This window comes from Rhizobium sp. AP16, assembly GCF_000281735.1.
GTDB lineage: Bacteria > Pseudomonadota > Alphaproteobacteria > Rhizobiales > Rhizobiaceae > Rhizobium > Rhizobium rhizogenes.
Genome location: NZ_AJVM01000037.1, coordinates 1 through 20,002, shown reverse-complemented (window position 1 = coordinate 20,002; position 20,002 = coordinate 1). Strand labels below are relative to the sequence as shown.

The 20,002-nt window shown below is 63.0% G+C and carries 19 protein-coding genes; 11 read left to right on the top strand and 8 right to left on the bottom strand.

The genetic code is table 11. The annotated features are described in order from the left end of the window. A partial coding sequence (locus PMI03_RS13900) for a sodium:proton antiporter (RefSeq protein WP_007694207.1) occupies positions 1 to 1,174 on the top strand: 1,174 nt, incomplete at its 5' end. Positions 1,175 to 1,275: 101 nt separating this feature from the next. On the opposite strand, the gene PMI03_RS13895 is transcribed toward PMI03_RS13900, so the two are convergent. Both PMI03_RS13895 and hutH (PMI03_RS13890) read right to left on the bottom strand, forming a co-directional pair. Continuing rightward, the gene (locus PMI03_RS13895; RefSeq protein ID WP_007694205.1) at positions 1,276 to 1,899 is read right to left on the bottom strand and encodes a hypothetical protein; all 624 of its coding nucleotides are present in this window, start codon (positions 1,897 to 1,899) and stop codon (positions 1,276 to 1,278) included. Positions 1,900 to 2,086: 187 nt separating this feature from the next. Beyond that, the gene (gene hutH, locus PMI03_RS13890) at positions 2,087 to 3,577 is read right to left on the bottom strand and encodes a histidine ammonia-lyase (RefSeq protein ID WP_007694203.1); all 1,491 of its coding nucleotides are present in this window, start codon (positions 3,575 to 3,577) and stop codon (positions 2,087 to 2,089) included. Between the two features lie 153 nt (positions 3,578 to 3,730). Between hutH (PMI03_RS13890) and PMI03_RS13885 the strand changes: the two genes are divergently transcribed. Then, a complete protein-coding gene (locus PMI03_RS13885) occupies positions 3,731 to 3,934 on the top strand; it encodes a hypothetical protein (RefSeq protein WP_007694201.1) in 204 nt (67 codons plus the stop codon). On the opposite strand, the gene hutC is transcribed toward PMI03_RS13885, so the two are convergent. Continuing rightward, positions 3,898 to 4,617, bottom strand: coding sequence for a histidine utilization repressor (gene hutC / locus PMI03_RS13880; protein ID WP_012652806.1), 720 nt, complete (start codon positions 4,615 to 4,617; stop codon positions 3,898 to 3,900). The genes PMI03_RS13885 and hutC overlap by 37 nt on opposite strands. A gap of 82 nt (positions 4,618 to 4,699) precedes the next feature. Next, positions 4,700 to 6,043 carry a formimidoylglutamate deiminase gene (locus tag PMI03_RS13875; RefSeq protein WP_007694197.1) on the bottom strand — a complete coding sequence of 448 codons (1,344 nt, stop codon included), beginning with the start codon at positions 6,041 to 6,043 and terminating at the stop codon, positions 4,700 to 4,702. Positions 6,044 to 6,144: 101 nt separating this feature from the next. Between PMI03_RS13875 and hutI the strand changes: the two genes are divergently transcribed. The 7 genes from hutI (at position 6,145) to PMI03_RS13840 (ending at position 13,947) form a co-directional block, all read left to right on the top strand. Then, the gene (gene hutI / locus PMI03_RS13870; RefSeq protein WP_039973995.1) at positions 6,145 to 7,401 is read left to right on the top strand and encodes an imidazolonepropionase; all 1,257 of its coding nucleotides are present in this window, start codon (positions 6,145 to 6,147) and stop codon (positions 7,399 to 7,401) included. Further along, entirely contained in the window at positions 7,398 to 8,933 is a 1,536-nt protein-coding gene (gene hutH / locus PMI03_RS13865) for a histidine ammonia-lyase (RefSeq protein WP_007694193.1), read from the top strand. Before hutI ends, hutH (PMI03_RS13865) begins: the two co-directional genes overlap by 4 nt. 1 nt (position 8,934) lies before the next feature. After that, positions 8,935 to 10,620, top strand: coding sequence for a urocanate hydratase (gene hutU, locus PMI03_RS13860; RefSeq protein WP_007694191.1), 1,686 nt, complete (start codon positions 8,935 to 8,937; stop codon positions 10,618 to 10,620). A 5-nt stretch (positions 10,621 to 10,625) separates the two neighbouring features. Next, complete coding sequence (locus PMI03_RS13855) at positions 10,626 to 11,189, top strand: HutD family protein (protein ID WP_007694188.1); 564 nt, start codon at positions 10,626 to 10,628, stop codon at positions 11,187 to 11,189. A gap of 81 nt (positions 11,190 to 11,270) precedes the next feature. Further along, positions 11,271 to 11,933 (top strand): sulfite oxidase-like oxidoreductase, encoded by a 663-nt coding sequence (locus tag PMI03_RS13850; protein WP_007694186.1) that lies wholly within the window; start codon positions 11,271 to 11,273, stop codon positions 11,931 to 11,933. A gap of 165 nt (positions 11,934 to 12,098) precedes the next feature. Then, complete coding sequence (locus PMI03_RS13845) at positions 12,099 to 13,538, top strand: MFS transporter (protein ID WP_007694184.1); 1,440 nt, start codon at positions 12,099 to 12,101, stop codon at positions 13,536 to 13,538. Positions 13,539 to 13,641: 103 nt separating this feature from the next. Beyond that, on the top strand, positions 13,642 to 13,947 hold the full coding sequence (locus tag PMI03_RS13840) for a hypothetical protein (RefSeq protein WP_007694182.1): 306 nt from the start codon (positions 13,642 to 13,644) through the stop codon (positions 13,945 to 13,947). A 22-nt stretch (positions 13,948 to 13,969) separates the two neighbouring features. On the opposite strand, the gene PMI03_RS13835 is transcribed toward PMI03_RS13840, so the two are convergent. Together PMI03_RS13835 and PMI03_RS13830 are read right to left on the bottom strand one after the other, a co-directional pair. After that, complete coding sequence (locus PMI03_RS13835) at positions 13,970 to 14,365, bottom strand: type II toxin-antitoxin system VapC family toxin (protein ID WP_007694180.1); 396 nt, start codon at positions 14,363 to 14,365, stop codon at positions 13,970 to 13,972. Further along, entirely contained in the window at positions 14,365 to 14,592 is a 228-nt protein-coding gene (locus tag PMI03_RS13830; protein ID WP_007694178.1) for a type II toxin-antitoxin system VapB family antitoxin, read from the bottom strand. The genes PMI03_RS13835 and PMI03_RS13830 overlap by 1 nt, the downstream gene beginning before the upstream one ends. Before the next feature lie 183 nt (positions 14,593 to 14,775). Here PMI03_RS13830 and PMI03_RS13825 point away from each other — a divergent pair, with 183 nt between their 5' ends. After that, entirely contained in the window at positions 14,776 to 15,966 is a 1,191-nt protein-coding gene (locus PMI03_RS13825) for an acetyl-CoA C-acyltransferase (RefSeq protein ID WP_007694177.1), read from the top strand. A gap of 281 nt (positions 15,967 to 16,247) precedes the next feature. Here the strand turns inward: PMI03_RS13825 and cueR are convergent, their stop codons facing one another. Next, positions 16,248 to 16,634: a Cu(I)-responsive transcriptional regulator gene (gene cueR / locus PMI03_RS13820; RefSeq protein ID WP_007694176.1), complete on the bottom strand. Its 387-nt coding sequence runs from the start codon at positions 16,632 to 16,634 to the stop codon at positions 16,248 to 16,250. 11 nt (positions 16,635 to 16,645) lie between these two features. Then, entirely contained in the window at positions 16,646 to 19,144 is a 2,499-nt protein-coding gene (locus PMI03_RS13815; RefSeq protein WP_007694174.1) for a heavy metal translocating P-type ATPase, read from the bottom strand. Positions 19,145 to 19,317: 173 nt separating this feature from the next. Here PMI03_RS13815 and PMI03_RS13810 point away from each other — a divergent pair. Continuing rightward, positions 19,318 to 20,002: RHE_PE00001 family protein (locus PMI03_RS13810; RefSeq protein ID WP_007694172.1), on the top strand; the 685-nt coding region annotated here is incomplete at its 3' end.

The window sequence follows — 20,002 nt, the reverse complement described above, 5'->3', positions numbered from 1 at the left end:
GGCGGCGGCCACCGCCATGCTTGGTCGTTTCAATTTGCCGCGTCGCGCGTTTACCGTGCTGAAGGGCGAAAGCCTGCTCAACGATGCCGTGGCGCTATTGATCTTCGGCGCTGCCGTCGCAGCCGCTTCCGGCACGGTTTCGGCCGTCGAACTCGCTCCGCAACTGGCCCTTGCCGCGCCCGGCGGCATCGTTCTCGGTATCCTGCTGGGCTATGTCTACATGCGGATCGGGCCGCGCCTTGCCGGCACGCTCGGCGGCTCGCTGTTCGAATTCGTTGCCACCTCCGGGGTCTGGGTGATTGCTGAGCGGCTGCACCTCTCCGCGGTTCTGACCATGGTCGCTTTTGCCATGGTGATCGCGCGCGACATGCCGGATCGGATATCGGCGCGCAACCGGATACGGTCCTATTCCATCTGGGAAGCGGCCATTTTCATGCTCAACGTGCTTGCCTTTCTGCTGATGGGCATGCAGGCGCGCACCACCGTCCTGCAACTCTACCAGCAGGATGTCGGCTTCGCGATCAGCTTCGCCGTCCTCGTCTTTCTCACCGTCGTGCTTGTCCGCATCGTCTGGCTGCTGCTTTCAAACCGCGTGATCTACTATCTCCACGCTGCCGGCATTTACAAAGCCTCCGCGCCGACGCTCTCGATGAGCCTGGTCGGCTCCTGGTGCGGCATGCGCGGCCTAGTGACGCTGGCGACGGCACTCGCCTTGCCTGACGGGTTCCCATCGCGCGATCTCATCGTGTTCAGCGCATTGACCGTAGTGCTCGGCACGCTGATCGTGCAGGGCCTGACGCTCGGGCCATTGATCCATCTCTTGAAGCTCGAGCGCGACGATTCGATGAAAAACGATATCGACAACGCCCGTCTGGCGCTGATCGATGCTGCGCTGGAGGAGCTGGAGCCGATGCAGGACAGCAAGGCTGCCGCGACGTTGCGCGGCCTTTATCGCGGCGACCGGGAGTTGGCCACCCAGGGGCTAAATCCGCGCGAGGCCGGCGAGGTCGATGCTCTCAAACGGCAGGTGATCCAGGCCAAACGCAACAAACTCGCCGCCATGCGCCGCCTCGGCGTCATCGACGACGATGTGTTTCATGTTCTCGAGGAAGAACTGGACTGGGCGGAACTCGGGGCTTCGCATCCAGGCCGGTTCGAGGTTGTCGAGGGGTGAGGGACGATTCGGTGTAGCCGAAGCAATCGGCCCGGCGGGTCGATTGCAGTGACGAACGCCCTGAGCCCTGCGGGCAAGGAAGGGGCGTATCGTCTATGATGTCACATCGGCGGAACAGTGCCGTTAAGTCCGACGGCGATGCGGTCGGCGGTGACTTTGCCGTCGTCGGACGCTTCGGCGGTAATGAAGACGGCGGCGCCGGCTTTCACGTCGTCCTTGCTGGCTGACGTCAGCGTTACGACCGGGGTGCCGTCCGGAATGTTGATCTTCTTCTCGCCGCCCTTGTAGGTGAGGGTCAGCGTCGGGCCGTTGACCGATGTGACGGCATTGGCGACCGTGGCATTGGTCATGGAACTGTTCGGCTTTGAATCCCATGGGCGGTCGCCCTCGCCGGTACCTTTCATCGCGGCCGGAAAGATGACGACCTCGATGGCGCCGGCGACGCCGCTGGCGGTCGGTTCATTGGCGATGCCGACGAAATCGCCGGGCTTGATGTCAGCGGCCGAAGCCTTGACGACGCCGGCGACGTTCCAGCCGGATTTCAGCGTGACGGCGATATCCTTGCCTTCGCGGGACTTGATCTTGAGGGTGTCTCCCTCGAGGCTCTCGATCGTGCCGCGCACGCGGACGCGCTCAGTGGCGTTGGCGTCCTGCAGTGCTACGAGCGTCGCGACGACACCGGCGGCGAGCGTCAATGCGCCCTTCGTCAGAAGCTTGCGGTCCATGGACAGTCTCCTTGAGACATTCGCTAATCAGTGGGTTTTCGATATGGCGGCAGAAATCGGCCGGCAAAGTTGCTGGCATGTGGCCATGCTCGATTGCAACGGGGCGATCCTATCGACCGCGCCGTAGCCCCGCCAATCAAACAAGTGTGAGAGAAGCGTGTTCTGTCGCCAGGCTATCCATAAGGCCTTATGCGGCTGGCGGATCACGCTCGCTGATAAGCTTCCGTATCACCTCGATATCGCGGTTCAGTGGTCGGTCGTCATGATAGTGGGCGACATGCGAGCGCACCAGCCTGTGGATCGCCTCGGTGCCGGGCGCACGGCTGGCGGTCGCTTCAAGGAAGTCATGCGCCTGTACTGCCGCCATGAGTTCGATGGTGAGGACATGATCGGCATTGTCGAGAATGGCGAGCAGCTTGTTGGCGGCTGCCGTCGGATGCGCGAGGAAATCCTCCTGCAGGCCCGAGGTTAAGCCGCCGTCGAGGCTGGCGGGGGCGGCGAGCCGGCGGTTGTCGTTGGCGAGCGCCGCTGCGGTATATTGGGCGATCATGAAGCCGGAATGGCTGCCGGCGTCGCTTGCGAGGAATGGCGGCAGGCCGCTCACGAGTGGATTGACGAGACGGTCCATGCGGCGCTCGCTGATCGTAGCGATCTGTGCAAGCGAAATCGCCAGGCTGTCCGCTGCCTGACCGAGGGCCGGTGCAACGGCGTGCGCTTCGGAGGAAACGACCGGCTCTTCCGGCGTGCTAGAGATGGAGGGATTGTCGGTGACGGAGGCAAGCTCGCGGTCGGCGACGCCGGCCACGAAATCGAAGACGTCGCGCGCCGCGCCGTGGGCATGCGGGATGGCGCGCAGGCTGAGGGCGTCCTGCGTGCGCCGGCCGATGGCGGCGGCAATCAGCCCGCTGCCCTGAAGCCGCGCCCGCAGGGATGCGCCGACGGTCGCGATACCGGGCGACTGGCGCAGATCCAGCACCGTCTCGTCAAAAGCGGCCATCTGTCCGCCGGCGGCCTCCAGTGTCAGTGCTGCGATGGCGTCGGCCCAGGCGAGCAGGCGCTGCGCGCGGGCGAGCGCCACGCTGAAAAGACCGGTGGCGCAGGCCGTGCCGTTGACGAGGCTCAGGCCCTCCTTGGCGCCGAGCACCAGCGGCTCTAGGCCGATTGCCGCCAACGCCTCGCGACCGGACATAGACTTGCCGTCGACCCGGGCCGATCCCTCGCCGATCAGCACCAGCGCCGTATGGGCATTGTGCGTCAGATAGCCGGCCGAACCTTTCGATGGAACATCCGGCACGCAATCCCGTTCCAGAAAGGCGAGCAGATGCGCGACGATCTCACGTCTTACGCCGGAATGGCCATGGGCGAAATTGGTGATCTGGGCGGCGATGATGGCGCGCACCTCGCGCGGCTCCAGCAGACTGCCGACGCCGCAGGCATGGCTGAGGATGATGTTGCGCGACAGCCGGCTTTGGGACGGGCGATCGACCACAGTGTCCGAGAGGGCGCCGACACCGGTATTGATGCCATAGGCGCGTACGCCGCGTTCGACGATGGCTTCGACGATACGGCTGGCATGCTCGATGCGTGCCCAGGCGATATCACCTAAAACGAGCGTTTCGCCGGCTGCGACATCGGCGATATCTCGCCAGGTTAGGGTGGTTTTGATTGTCACGGTCATTGCCGCATTGCCCTTGAGAAATCCCGGAAATCCGGGGTTATGGTTTGAACTTTAAGGTTTCGTAGAGAGTTTAGGTCGCAAAACAGGCCAATTGCCTCAAAATGCCCTTCCTGCCGTGGTACTATTTCGGGCGTGGGAAATTGGAGGACCAAAATGACAGCGATTCGCCCATTTTTGATCGGCCTTACCCTCATTCTGGTGCTGGTGCTGATCGCGCTCAGCATCCTGCTGGTCAATCCCGCGCAACCACCCCGTCAATCTGGAAGCCTTATTCCGATGCAGACCGAGCCCGGCGGCGCCAATGGCAACGGCGGCGGCGTTCAGCTTGAAGGTGCAAAGCGCGCCACCAGCGAGTGACGGTCGCCGGGATAGGTGAGGCGAACGTGGGTGATCGGGCCGAGACCGCTCCAGGTGCGCCGTTCGACGACGAGACAGGCGGTGCCCCTGGCGATATCGAGGCTTGTGGCCGCGTCGCTGTCCGCCGCAATGGCGCGGATCTGATGCTCGGCCGTGCTCCACGGCACCTGGTTGAGCAGCCATGGCCCCGGCGGCAACGTATCGAACTCGACCTGTCCGGCCTCGGGAACCGCATCGAGATTGATGACGCGATCTTCCAGACAGAAGGGCCGGCGGCCGGCATAGTGAATGCAGATGACCTCAAGCGCTGATACTGAGCCGGCAAACTCCAGCCGCCGCGCATCCTCGATGCGACCCTTGCGCTTGGCGTGCCTGACGATCTTATGGGAGTAGGGCAGGTTCAGCGACAGGACTTCCGACTTGATGTCGTGAATTTCCAGCACCGCCGATTGTGCCTGCGGTTGGGTGACGAAACTTCCAGAGCGCTTGCGCCGCTCGATCAGCCCGGCCCGGGCAAGCTGTGTCAGAGCCTTGTTCACCGTCATGCGCGAGCAGTCATATTGTTCCGCCAGCGCCAGCTCGAAGGGAATGCGATAGCCGGGCGGCCAGTCGCCGGAGACGATCCGGCCTTCGATATCGCTGAGGATACGCTGATGCAGGGTCGCCTCTTTGCCTGTGGTCATGCCGCCGATCATTCCCTCGTAAGACCTGGGTATTCGCCGCCTGATCAATCTAGGCGTCAATCGCCGTCAGGAAAAGTTCTTTTCAACCGATTAGTTCGGACATGGCCGTGCGGAATCGTGCCGAGATTGCCTTCCGCTTGCTATGACGGCCGCCTTCGACCTGCTTGCGGCCCTGCGTCCAGACGCAGTCGATGGTGACGCCACTGGCAAACATCCATTGATCGAGGATCTGATCGCCGGAGAGATAGGGCACCGCGCTGACGTCGAGCGAAACTAGATCGGCATAGTGACCCACGGCGAGCCCGGCCGGCGCCTTCAAGGCCACGCCACCGCCGACAAGGGCGTGATCGAACAGCGTGCGCGCCGTCGAGCCGCCTGATGTGGCAACGACATTGCGGGCGCGGAGTGCCAGGCGCTGCGAATATTCGAGCTGGCGCAATTCTTCCGGAACCGAGATCAGGATATTGGAATCCGAGCCGATGCCGTAGCGCCCGCCTTCCTCCAGGAACAGCGGCGCGGAAAAGGCGCCGTCGCCGAGATTGGCTTCCGTGATCGGGCAGAGGCCGGCGATCGCGCCGCTTTTTGCCATTCGCCGGGTTTCGTCGTCGGTCATGTGGGTCGCATGGATCAGGCACCAGCGCGCATCGACCGGGGCGTGATCGAGCAGCCATTGCACTGGCCGCGCGCCGGACCAGGCGAGGCAGTCATCGACTTCCTTCACCTGCTCGGCGACATGGATATGGATCGGCCCGTTGCCTGCCAGTGGCACGAGCTTTTCCAGCTCCTCCGGCGTGGCGGCCCGCAGGCTATGCGGCGCAAGGCCGAGTTCAGCGCCGGGCAATTGGCCGACGATCGTCCGACAACCGGCCATCAGCGCTTCGAACTGGTCGAGCGAATTGATGAAGCGGCGCTGGCCGTCGATGGGGGCAGCACCTCCGAAACCGGAATGGGCGTAGAAGACGGGGAGCAGCGTCAGCCTGATGCCGGTCTCGGCACTGGCGGCACCGATACGTTCCGCCATCTCGGCGATATTGGTATAGGGGCTGCCGTCCTTGTCGTGATGCAGGTAGTGGAATTCGCCGACGCGGGAAAAGCCGGCTTCCAGCATTTCCATATAAAGCTGGGCTGCCACCGCCTCGACATGATCGGGGGTCATCGACAGCGCGAATTTGTACATGACGGTGCGCCAGCTCCAGAAGCTGTCATTCGCCGGGCCGCGGACCTCGGCAAGGCCGGCCATGGCGCGTTGGAAGGCGTGGCTGTGCAGGTTCGGCATGGCGGGGACGAGGACCTCGTGCCGTTCGTCGCCGGCCTCGGCCGCAACGCCTACTTCGATGCCGGTAACGCGGCCGGTGTCCAGGGTTATCCGGACATTTTCTTGCCAGCCATCGCGTAGCAGTGCCGAGCGTGCATGGAGTTTCGTCATGGTCCAACCCTTTCCTTTTGGATGCCGAGTCCAAAATCCCTCTTGTCAGGCTTTTTATTATGTATATACATTATGAACCCATGAGGAAAGGCGTAAAGCTGATGCGTGGGAACAATTTTTCCGAAGATAGCGTGAAGTCCGACGGCAAGAGCCGCCTTTGGCGCAATGCGCGTCTGGCGACCTTGAAAGAGGGTGAGCCTGGGCTCGGCATTGTCGAGAAGGGTGCGATCCTGACCAGGGATGGCCGTGTCGTTTTCGTGGGAAACGAAAGCGATCTGCCTGACGTTGGCAATGCCGAGAGCATCGATCTCGAGGGACGCTGGGTCACGCCCGGTCTCGTCGATTGCCACACGCATATTATCCACGGCGGCAACCGCGCTCGTGAGTTCGAAATGCGGCTGCAGGGCGCAAGCTACGAAGAAATCGCGCGGGCCGGTGGCGGCATCGTCTCCTCCGTCAATGCGACCCGGGCACTTTCCATCGACGGTCTCATTGAAACCGCCCTACCGCGCCTCGATACGCTGTTGGCCGAAGGCGTCACCACCATCGAGGTGAAGTCCGGCTATGGCCTCAGCATCGAATCCGAATTGAAGATGTTGCAGGCCGCCCGCGGGCTGGAAAAAGTCCGCCCGGTGCGTGTCGTCACTTCTTATCTCGCCGCACATGCGACGCCCGCCGACTATAAGGGCCGCAACGGCGACTATATTACCGATGTCGTGCTGCCGGGTCTGGAACAGGCGCATGCTGAGGGTCTGGCCGACGCCGTCGACGGCTTCTGCGAGGGCATCGCCTTTTCGCCCGCCGAGATTGCCCACGTCTTCGATCTGGCGAAGTCGCTCGGCATCCCGGTGAAACTGCATGCCGAACAGCTTTCCAATCTCGGTGGTGCCAAGCTTGCCGCCTCCTACGGCGCACTGTCTGCCGATCATGTCGAATATCTTGATGAGGACGGTGTGAAGGCGATGGCTGCGGCCGGCACGGTGGCCGTCCTTCTGCCCGGCGCCTTCTACGCCATCCATGAAAAGCAGAAACCGCCGGTCAAGGCGCTGCGCGAGGCCGGTGTTCCGATCGCCATCGCCACCGACTGCAATCCCGGCACCTCACCGCTGACCTCGATGTTGTTGACGATGAACATGGGGGCGACCCTTTTCAGCCTGACGGTCGAGGAATGCATCGCGGGTGCCACCCGCGAAGGTGCCCGTGCGCTTGGCCTGCTGGCCGAAACCGGCACGTTGGAAGCTGGCAAGTCGGCCGATTTCGCCATCTGGGATATCGAAAGCCCAGCCGAGCTTGTTTACCGCATCGGCTTCAACCCATTGCATGCCCATGTGTTCAGGGGCGAAAGGTTCGACCGATGACCATTACTCTTCATCCCGGCTCTGTTTCGCTGAAGCAGCTGGCCGCAATCTACTGGAGCGGCGAGCCGGCCAAGCTCGATGCCTCCTTTGATGCGGGTATCCTCAAGGCCGCTGCCCGTATCGCCGAAATCGCCGCCGGCAATGCGCCGGTCTATGGCATCAACACCGGCTTCGGCAAACTGGCCTCAATCAAGATCGACAGCGCCGATGTCGCCACGCTTCAGCGCAATCTCATCCTCTCCCATTGCTGCGGCGTCGGCCAGCCACTACCGGAGAATGTCGTCCGCCTGATCATGTCGCTGAAGCTGGTCTCGCTCGGCCGTGGTGCTTCTGGCGTGCGCCTGGAACTGGTGCGGCTGATCGAAGGCATGCTCGCCAAGGGCGTCGTGCCGGTTATCCCCGAGAAGGGTTCCGTCGGCGCTTCCGGCGACCTTGCGCCGCTCGCGCATATGACGGCCGTGATGATGGGCCATGGCGAAGCTTTTTATGCAGGCGAACGGCTTGATGGAGCTGCGGCGCTCGAAAAGGCAGGGCTGACGCCGGTCGTGCTTGCCGCCAAGGAAGGCCTGGCGCTGATCAACGGCACGCAGGTGTCGACCGCGCTCGCGCTTGCCGGTCTGTTCCGCGCCCATCGCGCTGCGCAGGCAGCCCTGATTACCGGCGCCATGTCGACGGATGCCGCCATGGGCTCGTCCGCGCCGTTTCATCCCGATATTCATACGCTGCGAGGCCATCAGGGCCAGATCGATACCGCCGCTGCGCTTCGTGGCCTGCTGGCCGGCTCGGTCATTCGCGAGAGCCATATCGAAGGCGACGAACGGGTGCAGGATCCCTATTGCATCCGCTGCCAGCCGCAGGTCGACGGCGCCTGCCTCGATCTGCTGCGCTCGGTCGGTCGTACCCTCGAAATCGAGGCGAACGCGGTCACCGACAATCCGCTCGTGCTTTCCGACAATTCTGTTGTCTCCGGCGGCAATTTCCACGCCGAGCCGGTCGCTTTTGCGGCCGATCAGATCGCCATTGCTGTCTGTGAGATCGGCGCGATCTCTCAGCGCCGCATCGCGCTTCTGGTCGATCCGGCGCTGAGCTACGGCCTGCCGGCCTTCCTTGCCAAGAAGCCTGGCCTGAATTCCGGGCTGATGATCGCCGAGGTTACCTCGGCGGCGTTGATGTCGGAAAACAAGCAGATGTCGCATCCGGCCTCCGTCGATTCGACGCCGACGTCAGCCAATCAGGAAGACCATGTGTCCATGGCCTGCCATGGCGCACGCCGTCTCCTGCAAATGACCGACAATCTTTTCGGCATCGTCGGCATCGAGGCGCTGACGGCAGCACAAGGCGTCGAGTTTCGCGCGCCGCTGGCCACAAGCCCCGAACTGACCCTTGCCATTGCCACCATCCGCAGCGTCGTGCCGACGCTCGATGTAGACCGCTACATGGCAAACGACCTCAAGGCCGCCAGCGACCTCGTCGCCTCCGGCGCGCTCAATGCATCCGTATCCGCCGATATTCTGCCTTCCCTGGAGATATGACATGACCAACCCACGCCATAACATCCGCGAAATCCGCTCCCCTCGCGGTCCGGAGCTCAACGCCAAGAGCTGGATGACCGAAGCGCCGCTGCGGATGCTGATGAACAATCTCGACCCCGACGTTGCGGAAAATCCAAACGAGCTGGTCGTCTATGGCGGCATCGGCCGCGCTGCCCGCACCTGGGAGGATTTCGACCGCATCGCCGCGACGCTGAAGACCTTGACCGAGGAAGAGACGCTGCTGGTGCAGTCCGGCAAGCCGGTCGGCGTGTTCCGTACCCACAAGGACGCGCCGCGCGTGCTCATCGCCAATTCCAACCTCGTGCCGCATTGGGCGACCTGGGATCACTTCAACGAGCTGGATAAGAAGGGTCTCGCCATGTACGGCCAGATGACCGCCGGCTCGTGGATCTATATCGGCACGCAGGGCATCGTTCAGGGCACCTACGAGACCTTCGTCGAGGCTGGTCGTCAGCACTATAACGGCAGCCTCAAGGGCAAGTGGATCCTGACCGGCGGCCTCGGCGGCATGGGTGGCGCACAGCCGCTGGCAGCCGTCATGGCCGGCGCCTGCTGCCTTGCGGTCGAAAGTGATGAGACCCGCATCGATTTCCGCCTGCGCACCCGCTATGTCGACGAGAAGGCAACGAGCCTCGATGAAGCGCTTGCGATGATCGACAAATGGACCAAGGCCGGCGAAGCCAAATCGGTCGGCCTGCTCGGCAACGCCGCCGAAATCTTCCCGGAACTGGTGAAGCGCATGAAGGCCGGCGGCCCGCGCCCCGACATCGTCACCGACCAGACCTCGGCACATGATCCGCTGAACGGTTATCTGCCGCTCGGCTGGACCGTCGCCGAACACAAGATCAAGCGCGAGAGCGATCCGAAGGCCGTCGAAGCTGCCGCTCGTGCGTCGATGAAGATGCATGTCGAGGCCATGGTCGCCTTCTGGGATGCCGGCGTGCCGACGCTCGACTATGGCAACAATATCCGCCAGGTCGCCAAGGAAGAAGGCTTTGAAAACGCCTTCGCCTTCCCCGGCTTCGTGCCGGCCTATATTCGCCCGCTGTTCTGCCGCGGCATCGGCCCCTTCCGCTGGGCTGCCCTCTCGGGCGATCCCGAGGATATCTACAAGACCGACGCCAAGGTGAAGGAACTTACCCCCGGCAACACCCATCTGCACAACTGGCTGGACATGGCGCGCGAGCGCATCGCCTTCCAGGGCCTGCCGGCGCGCATTTGCTGGGTCGGCCTCGGTGATCGTGAACGCCTCGGTCTTGCCTTCAACGAAATGGTCAAGAATGGCGAGCTGAAGGCTCCTGTCGTCATCGGCCGCGACCATCTCGATTCCGGCTCCGTCGCCTCGCCGAACCGCGAGACGGAAGCGATGAAGGACGGCTCGGACGCCGTTTCCGATTGGCCGCTGCTCAACGCCCTGCTCAACACTGCATCCGGCGCCACCTGGGTGTCGCTGCATCACGGCGGCGGCGTCGGCATGGGCTTTTCCCAGCATTCCGGCATGGTCATTTGTGCCGATGGCACCGACGATGCAGCCCGCCGCATCGAACGCGTGCTGTGGAACGACCCGGCGACGGGCGTCATGCGCCACGCCGATGCGGGCTACGACATCGCGCTTGATTGCGCCAAGGACAAGGGCCTGCGGTTGCCGGGCATCCTGGGGAACTGATCTCCATGCGGATACTGCGCGCCAGCGACTACAAGCGCATGCCCTGGAAAAACGGTGGCGGGGAGACGGTGGAGATCGCCGTCTCGCCCGAAGGCGCGGGGCTTGCCGATTTCGACTGGCGCGTCAGCATGGCGACGGTCGCCACGGATGGGCCGTTTTCGGTCTTCTCCGGCATCGATCGCACGCTATCGATCCTCGAAGGCGCGGGCATGATGCTCTTCATCGAGGGGCGTGAGCCTGTGCTTCTGACGGAGGGCAGTGATCCGCTGCCCTTTGCCGCGGACGCGCCGACATCGGCAACCTTGGTTGATGGTGAGATCACCGACCTGAATGTGATGACGCGGCGAGGGCGTTTAACGCATTCGGTGCGGCGTATTGGTATTGATGGTGGTGACGAACTTGCGCTTGGCAGCGAGACGGCGCTGGTTCTCTGCCATCGCGGGCATCTTGATATTAGCGATCGGACGCTTTCGGCCGGCGATTGTTTGCTTGTCGAGGACGCCGCCGGAGCGCGGCATTCGGTTTCAGGAGTGGCACAGCTATTTGTGATCGAGCTTCACGGGGTCTAGTCCGCATCCAAGCCCCAGCCTTGCGCTTGACACCTATCGGCCTCCGATATCCTATTGCCTCACAGCAAAAGGGATGCCTCGATGAGCGACGATCAGATGCCCACCGACAGCAAGCTCACCACCTCCAAGCGCCGCTGGGCGGCCGAGGGCAAGTTTTTGACCGGGCGGATCAGCCGGCCGGAAACGGAGCGTTTGCCGCCGGGGCAGCATCTGGTCAAGAACTGGCCGGTGCTCGATCTCGGGGAGCAGCCGCATGTTTCGCTGTCAAGCTGGCGGCTCGATGTGTTCGGCTTTGTGGAAAAGCGGCTCAGCCTCGATTGGACCGCCTTCCAGGCTATCGAGCAGAGCACCCGCATCAGCGACATTCATTGCGTGACCACCTGGTCGCGCTACGACAATCGCTGGGAAGGGGTTTCGACGCGCGACCTGCTCGACCTCGCCATGCCGAAGGCCGAGGCGCATTATGTCATGCTGACCAGCTATGACGGCTACACGACCAACCTGCCGCTTGCCGATTTTGCCGCAGAAGATGCGATCCTCGCCACCGGCTGGGAAGGCCAGCCGCTGACGCGCGAGCATGGCGGGCCGATGCGGCTTGTCGTGCCGCATCTCTATTTCTGGAAGAGCGCCAAGTGGCTGGCCCGCATTGAGCTGATCGCCGCCGACAAGGCCGGTTTTTGGGAGGAAAACGGTTATCACATGTTCGGCGATCCCTGGCGTGAGCAGCGTTATTCTGACGACTGAGGTCGCCATCCCCGGCCGTGCTTCTTATGGGAACGGGCATATTTTTAATATCTCTGGGGTTCGATTGCGACTTTGCAACCGGCGGCGATGGGCGTATGCATTGATCATATGATTGCTGTCGGGCACGCCCGGCTATCCATAACACCATCCCCGAAATTCCATGCCATGACCGTCGTTCAGACCACAGAGCAGCCTTCCGAGGAAAGTTTCGGCCGGCAATCCCGCATCATCGCCTTCGTCGTCGCCGTCGCCTTCTTCATGCAGATATTGGACGGCACCATCGTCACGACGTCGCTGCCGCAGATGGCCAGGACATTCGGCATCGAGCCGGTGTCGATGAGCATCGGCATCACGGTCTATCTGCTCACCATGGCGGCCTTCGTGCCGCTGGCCGGCTGGGCGGGGGATCGTTATGGCGCCCGGCGGGTGTTCCTGGCATCCATCACCCTCTTCACCGTCGCGTCGCTGTTCTGCGGCCTGTCCGGCAATCTTACGGAATTCGTCATCGCCCGCGCCGTGCAGGGCATCGGCAGCGCGTTGATGACGCCGGTCGGCCGGATCATCGTGCTGAAAAACGCGCGCAAGTCCGATCTCGTGCATGCCATGTCGATGATCACCTGGCCGGCGCTGACGGCGCCCGTCATCGGTCCTATCCTTGGCAGCTTCATCACCACCTATCTGAGCTGGCACTGGAACTTCCTGATCAACATCCCGATCGGCATCATCGGGCTGGTCCTTGTCCTGCGCTTCGTGCCGGATCAGCGCGAGGAGAAGGTGGCAAGGCTCGACCTCGTCGGCTTCTTCCAGTCGGCGGCGGGGCTGACCTTCATGCTCGCCGGCCTCGAATTCGTCGTGCAGGGCACGACGGGCCTGGCGGTCAGCGTCGGGCTGATTGCCGCCGGCGCGGTGTTTTCCGTCATCGCCACCCGGCATTTCATGCAGGTTGAGGCGCCGTTGCTCGATCTTTCCGCCTTCAAGGTCCAGACCTTCGCGATGTCGACGCTTTCGGCTGGCACGGCGAGCCGTTTGGCGATCAACGCCACGCCTTTTCTGTTGCCGCTGCTGTTTCAGGTGGGTTTCGGACTGACAGCGATCGACGCCGGCACCTATCTGCTCTTCTATTTCGCCGGCAATCTCGGCATGAAGGCGATCACGACGCAGACGCTGAAAACCTTCGGCTTCCGCAACGTGCTTGTCATCAATGGCCTGATCTCGTCGGTCAGTATCGGCTGTTTCGCTCTGCTGTCGCCGTCGACCTCGAACTGGTTGATCTACTGTCTGCTGCTTGCCGCCGGCCTGTCGCGCTCGATGAATTTCACCGCGCTGAACACGCTGGGCTTCGCCGATATCCACGCATCGCAGCGTAGTTCCGCCTCGACCCTGTCGAGCATGCTGCAGCAGGTCTCGTTGCTGCTCGGCGTTGCGGTTGCCGCCGCCGTGCTCAATCTCTCGCGCACCATTCACGGTGGCGAGACACTCTCCCTCATCGATTTCCGCTGGGCTTTCCTGGTGATCGCCGTAATCGGCGCGGTTTCGTCGCTGCGCTTCCTCAGCCTGCGGCACGATGCCGGCGCGGAGGTATCGCGGCACAAGATCAAGGCGTGATCTGGTCCCTCAAACTCTTGCGATATTTGGTCTGCCCACCGCTGTAAATCGGCGCACCTGGCCCCATATAGATAGGGCTTCAACTCCCATAGGAGGCAGTCTCATGCTGCTCAAAACTCTCGCTATTTCGGCTCTCGTCATCGGCATGTCCAGCACCGCGTGGGCGGAACCGGCGCACAAGCATCACACCAAGAGGCTCAAGGTCGACGCCGCACAGGCCGATGTCGGCAATATCGACCACTCGAAGGATGCGATCCTGCCCGACGGCACGATCAACACCGACCCGTCGGTGACCGGTCCGATCCGCGCCGGCGATTCGATCTCCCGGCTGCAATGCGCCGCAGCGCCCAACTCCGTGGGTGCACGTTCGAACTCGTATACCGCAGGCTCAGCCTCGCTGTGCCCCTGACGGCACTATTGCATCAGGTGGCCTAGGCCACCTCGATATCGGTCCGGCTGAATTGGTCGCTTTTCGACAATAATGGCTGGCGATAATAGCGCGCGCAGGCATAGGTCATGCAATCGCCAAGGCTGAGCGCCGCCGGATGGCGGCCCTCGCCGAAATGGTCATATGCCTCTACCGCCAGAAAGGCGGCGCGAGGAGGAATGGCCAGAAGCTGGATGTTCATCAGTTGCAGAAAGGTCCGCACCGCGTCGCCGGCCTCGGTTGCCGTCAGGCCGAGGCGGGCAGCGATATCGATTGCCGCCTGAGCCGCAGCCATTGGCGAGGTCATGCGCGCGGTCGCCATCTGCATGCGGACGGCAAAGCGACGGGCCTCTTCCTCATCGGTCATCATCGCGGTCAATACCGAGGCGTCGATGAGCATCAGGCGTCTCCCGCCGTGCTGCCATCGGCGGCTTTGGCGGCGGCCTTCTGCTTGAGATTGCGGCAGAAGGCGACGGCGATATCGGCCAGCGCCGGCTTGGTCAGTTCTTCATCCAGCGCCTTCTGCAATGCCAGTCGCACAGCCTCGGTTTTGGTCGAACTTTTCGTCAGCGCCTGATAGCGCCGCGCCAGCCGGTCGATGGCATCGTCCTTGATATAGAGGGGCATGAGATATCCATTTTTTGCGAACGGGATATCCATAGGGCATGTCGAGGAAGAGGACAATCGGCATTGCTGTAGCGACGCAATCGTCTTTCCGAAAGGATGTTTCCGAGATATTTATATGACGAACATCATCTAACGTGTTAGCAATAGCGTCGATTCAGAAATTGCAGGCTGGGAGGAGCCATCATGTCCGCAATCGATCCCGTCGTCATCGTTTCCGCCACGCGCACGCCGCTCGGCCGCTTCCAGGGGGAGCTGTCATCCTTGCAGGCGCCGGAGCTTGGCGCCCATGTCATCCGCGCCGCGCTGGAGCGGGCCGGATTATCGGCGGAGAAGGTGGATGAGGTGCTGTTCGGTTGCGTGCTCCCGGCAGGACAGGGGCAGGCGCCGGCGCGGCAGGCGGCGCGCGGTGCGGGATTGCCGGATGCGGTGGGTGCGACGACGATCAACAAGGTCTGCGGTTCGGGCATGAAGGCGACCATGCTGGCGCATGACCTGATCTTGGCCGGTTCCGCCTCTATCGTAGTCTCCGGCGGCATGGAATCGATGTCGAATGCCCCCTATCTGCTTGCCAAGGCGCGGGGCGGCTACCGCATGGGCCACGACCGCATCTTCGACCACATGATGCTCGACGGGCTGGAGGATGCTTATGAGAAGGGCCGCTCGATGGGTGATTTCGGCGAGCTGGCGGTCGAAGCCTATCAGTTCAGCCGCGACGATCAGGATGCCTATGCCGTGGAGACGCTGACGCGTGCCCGCAAGGCGATCGAGACCGGGGCTTTCGAGGCCGAGATCACCCCGATTTCCGTCGCGGCCAAGGGTGTCCTGGTGACGATCGGCAAGGACGAGCATCCGCAAAAAGTCTCGCCGGAAAAGATCCCGACGCTGAAACCGGCGTTCCGCAAGGACGGCACGATTACCGCCGCCAGCGCCTCGGCCAATGCCGATGGCGCAGCCGCCCTGATCCTGACCCGGCGCTCGATCGCCGAGCGCGAAGGTCTGCCGATCCTCGCCGAGATCAAGGCGCACGCCACCCATTCCCAGGAACCCGCCTGGTACACGACCGCGCCGATCCCGGCGATCCGCAAGGTGCTGGAAAAGACCGGCTGGAAGGTCGGCGATGTCGATCTCTTCGAGATCAACGAGGCCTTCGCCGTCGTCGCCATGGCCGCCGCCAAGGACCTCGGCATCGCCCGCGACCGCCTCAACGTCAATGGCGGCGCCTGCGCTCTCGGTCACCCGATCGGGGCTACGGGCGCACGGCTGATCGTGACGCTGCTGCATGCATTGGAGCGGCAAGGGGCGACGCGCGGCGTCGCGGCGCTCTGCATCGGCGGCGGCGAGGCGACGGCGATTGCTGTGGAGAGGGTGAACTGAGGGGATTGATGATTGGGGCGGCAAATGCGGGGCCTATCTCGCCCTTGGCGGGCGAGAAAGCAATTTCACTGGTTTAGGAATTGCGAAACCGGAGGCTCTACATCCTCAAAGCCCAGCGCAATTTCTAAGCCATTGAAATTGCAAGAGCGGGGGTCACGTTCTTGAGCGAAGTAGTTCAGGATTTGGTGCGTCCCTGCCTACCCCCTCTCTTGCAAAATCTAGCACTTAGCTAAAGCTAAATGCTGATTTTGCTATCTCGCCCGCAAGGGGCGAGATAGGCATCACCCCTCCGACAACTCCTCCAAAATTGGGCAATCAGGCCGCTCGTTCCCATGGCAGGCGTGTACCAGATGTTCCAGTGTACGGCGCAATTCGGTCAGCTCGCGGATCTTGCGGTCGATTTCGGTTAGCTTTGACGAGGCGATGTCCTTGACGTCGACGCTGGCGCGGCTCTTGTCTTCGTAGAGGGCCAGCAATTGCCGGCACTCGTCGACGGAAAAGCCGAGGCTGCGGGAGCGGTGCAGGAAGCGCAGCTTGTGCACATCGTCGGCACCGTAGTCGCGGTAGCCGTTGCCGCCACGGTCGGGACGGATGAGGCCGATATCCTCGTAGTAACGGATGGTCTTGGCCGGCAGGCCGGAGCGGCCGGATGCTTCGCCGATATTCATCTGAACTCTCCTTATTTCGCCAGCCGCAGCCTGAGCGCATTGGCGATGACCGAGACCGAGGACAGGCTCATGGCTGCCGCCGCGATCATCGGCGACAACAGCAGGCCGAAGACCGGATAGAGCACACCGGCGGCGAGCGGCACGCCGAGCGCATTATAGCCGAAGGCGAAGGCAAGGTTCTGCTTGATGTTGCGGATCGTCGCTTCGGACAGATGCCGCGCCCGCACGATGCCGTTGAGATCGCCCTTCACCAGTGTGATCCCGGCGCTTTCCATGGCGACATCGGCGCCGGTGCCCATGGCGATGCCGACATCGGCGGCGGCGAGCGCCGGCGCGTCGTTGATGCCGTCGCCGGCCATGGCGACGATGCGGCCCTTGGTGCGCAGCTCGTCGATCAGCGCCTTCTTGCCTTCCGGCAACAGGTCGGCCCGGACATCGTCGATGCCGAGACTTGCGGCGACGGCCTTGGCGGTCTCGGCATTGTCGCCGGTTGCCATGATGATCTTCAACCCGCTGTCGTGCAGCGCCTTGATGGCGGCCGCAGTCGTCGGCTTGATGCGGTCGGCGACGGCGACGAGGCCGGCCAATTGGCCATCGACGGCGACGAACATCACCGTCTTGCCTTCGCCGCGCAGGCGTTTCGTTTCAGCCTGTAGCATATCGGTCGCAATGCCGAGATCGGCCATCATCGCGGCATTGCCGAGTGCGATCGCGGTATCGCCGGCGCGGCCTTCCACGCCCTTGCCGGTTTTCGCCGCAAAGCCCGTTATGTCGACAAAGGTCGTGCCACGCTCGTCGGCGCCGGCGACAATGGCCTCGGCCAGCGGATGTTCGGAGCCGCGCTCCAGGCTGGCGGCGAGCGACAGCAGCTGGGTTTCGTCGATGTTGGAGGTGGTGATGACGTCGGTGAGGTTGGGCCTGCCTTCCGTTAGCGTGCCGGTCTTGTCGACGATGAGCGTGTCGACCTTGGAGAAGCGCTCCAGCGCCACGGCGTCGCGCACCAGCACACCCTCCTGCGCCCCACGTCCGGTGGCGATCATGATCGACATCGGGGTTGCGAGCCCGAGCGCGCAGGGGCAGGCGATGATCAGCACGGCGACGGCGGCGAGCAGCGCATGCGCCAGCTGCGGCTCCGGTCCGATCATAGCCCATAGGATGAAGGTAACGATGGCGGTGGCGACGACAGCGGGCACGAAGATGGCCGAGACACCGTCGACCATCGTCTGGATCGGCGCGCGCGAGCGTTGTGCCTTGGCGACGAGTTCGACGATGCGCGACAGCGTCGTGTCTGCGCCGACCTTCTCGGCCAGCATGATCAGCGTGCCGTTCCTGTTGATCGTGCCACCCGTCAGCGCGTCACCCTTGGTCTTTTCGACCGGCAGCGGCTCGCCCGTGATCATCGATTCGTCGATGGTCGATTGGCCGTCGATGACGGAGCCGTCCACCGGCACGCGCTCGCCGGGGCGCACGCGCAGTCGGTCGCCGGCCTGAATCTGATCGACGGGCACATCAGTCTCGCTGCCGTCGGCACTGACGCGCCGCGCGGTCTTGGGGGCGAGATCGAGCAGCGCGCGGATCGCGGAGCCGGTGCGCTCTCGCGCCTTTAGCTCCAGCACCTGGCCGACGAAGACCAGCGCGACAATGACCGAGGCGGCCTCGAAGTAGACGGGTATGGCCTGGCCGTGGCCGTGAAAGCCCATCGGGAACAGGCCGGGTGCCAATGTGGCGACCAGGCTGTAGAGATAGGCCGTGCCGACGCCGAGGCCGATCAGCGTCCACATGTTAGGGCTGCGGTTGATAAGCGAATTCCAGGCGCGGCGGAAGAAGAGCAGAGCGGCCCAGAGCACGACCGGCGTCGCCAGAACGAGCTCGATCCATGTGGCGGTGGGCTCGCCGATCCAGTCGCGCAGCGGCAGGCCGAGCATCGGACCCATGCTTAGGATCAAAAGGGGCAGCGACAGCGCGGCGCTGACCCAGAGCCGGCGAGTGAAATCGACAAGCTCCGGGTTCGGGCCTTCATCGGCGGCGGGGATGCCCATCGGTTCCAGCGCCATGCCGCATTTCGGGCAATCGCCGGGATGGTCGCTGATGACCTCGGGATGCATAGGGCAGGTATAAAGCGTGCCCTTCGGCACCGGTATCTGTGCCGGCCGGTTGCCATCGAGATAGGCGGCGGGCTCAGCCTCGAACTTGGCCTTGCAGCCGGCGGAGCAGAAATAGAATTTCTCGCCCTCATGCTTCAGGAAATGACGCGCGCTGGCGCGGTCTACATCCATGCCGCAGACTGGATCCTTGGCGGTCAGATAGTTTTCCGGCGCAGCCTCGAATTTCTTCCGGCAGCCGTCGCAGCAGAAATGGAGCGTACGGCCTTTATACTCGAGCGACGGCTTGCCCGCCTTGGGATCGACGGTCATGCCGCAGACAGGATCGCGGATCACCGTATCCTGCTGTTCGCCGTGATGGTGATCGTGGCCGTGATGGCTGTGATCATGTTCGTCATGCAATGCCATGGAAAACTCCAGTGCCCGGAAGTGAGCGTCGGATAGGGTTATGAACCTTCCTGTTACTGGAAGGTCAAGTGGAAAAATAGGAAATCCTGTCCACAGTTGAAAGAGGGTGTTTTCTGGCCCGATGCCTCGCACAGTGATAAGTTCCGCAAGATAGAAGCAATCATGTGATTCCAATGCGATATGATCTTTCCGCCTTGCCGTTGACGGCGCTCCTGCCCGCGATGACCAAAGCGGAGGATATGCTGGCGCGGCTGGATGAGCGGGTCTTGCGGCATGTGGTTGCCGACGGTTTCCGGGAGCGTGGGCATTTTTTCGATGCAGTCGGCGCGCTCTGGGTTGGCGGCGAGCTGGTGCATGTCGAGGATTTGGTGCTGCATGATGCTCGCATGGATGCCCGCACGCCGACGCATGAGCTGACCATTGCCCATGCCGTGCTGCGCACTCGGCGACGGTTATGGAATGCCGAGCCTTCCTGGGGGTTGGAGGCCGCCGGTCTCGCGACGCTGCGCGGCGATATCGGCGAGGTCGAGGAAACCGCTACGCCGCGTCCTGCATCCGCTGCAATCTCGGGGGCGGAAACGGAAGAGGTTGACGAGGACGAAGATGATTTCGGCGTGGACTTTGCCGAGATCGATGCGGTGATTGCCCGTTCCGACCAGGTGCTGAACGGAGAGATTCCGGATGCCCGGCCCGAGACCGTGGACGATCCGTTGGGCCTGGTTCATGACGAAGACTGGGACGAAGGCGAGCGGCTGGAGAGCTGGCGCGCCGTCATCCGCCAGGCCGATCTTCTGCCGCCCGCCCTGGGTGCCGCCGTGCTCTTCGATGCCTGGGAGCGGATCGAGCCGCTACGGCGGG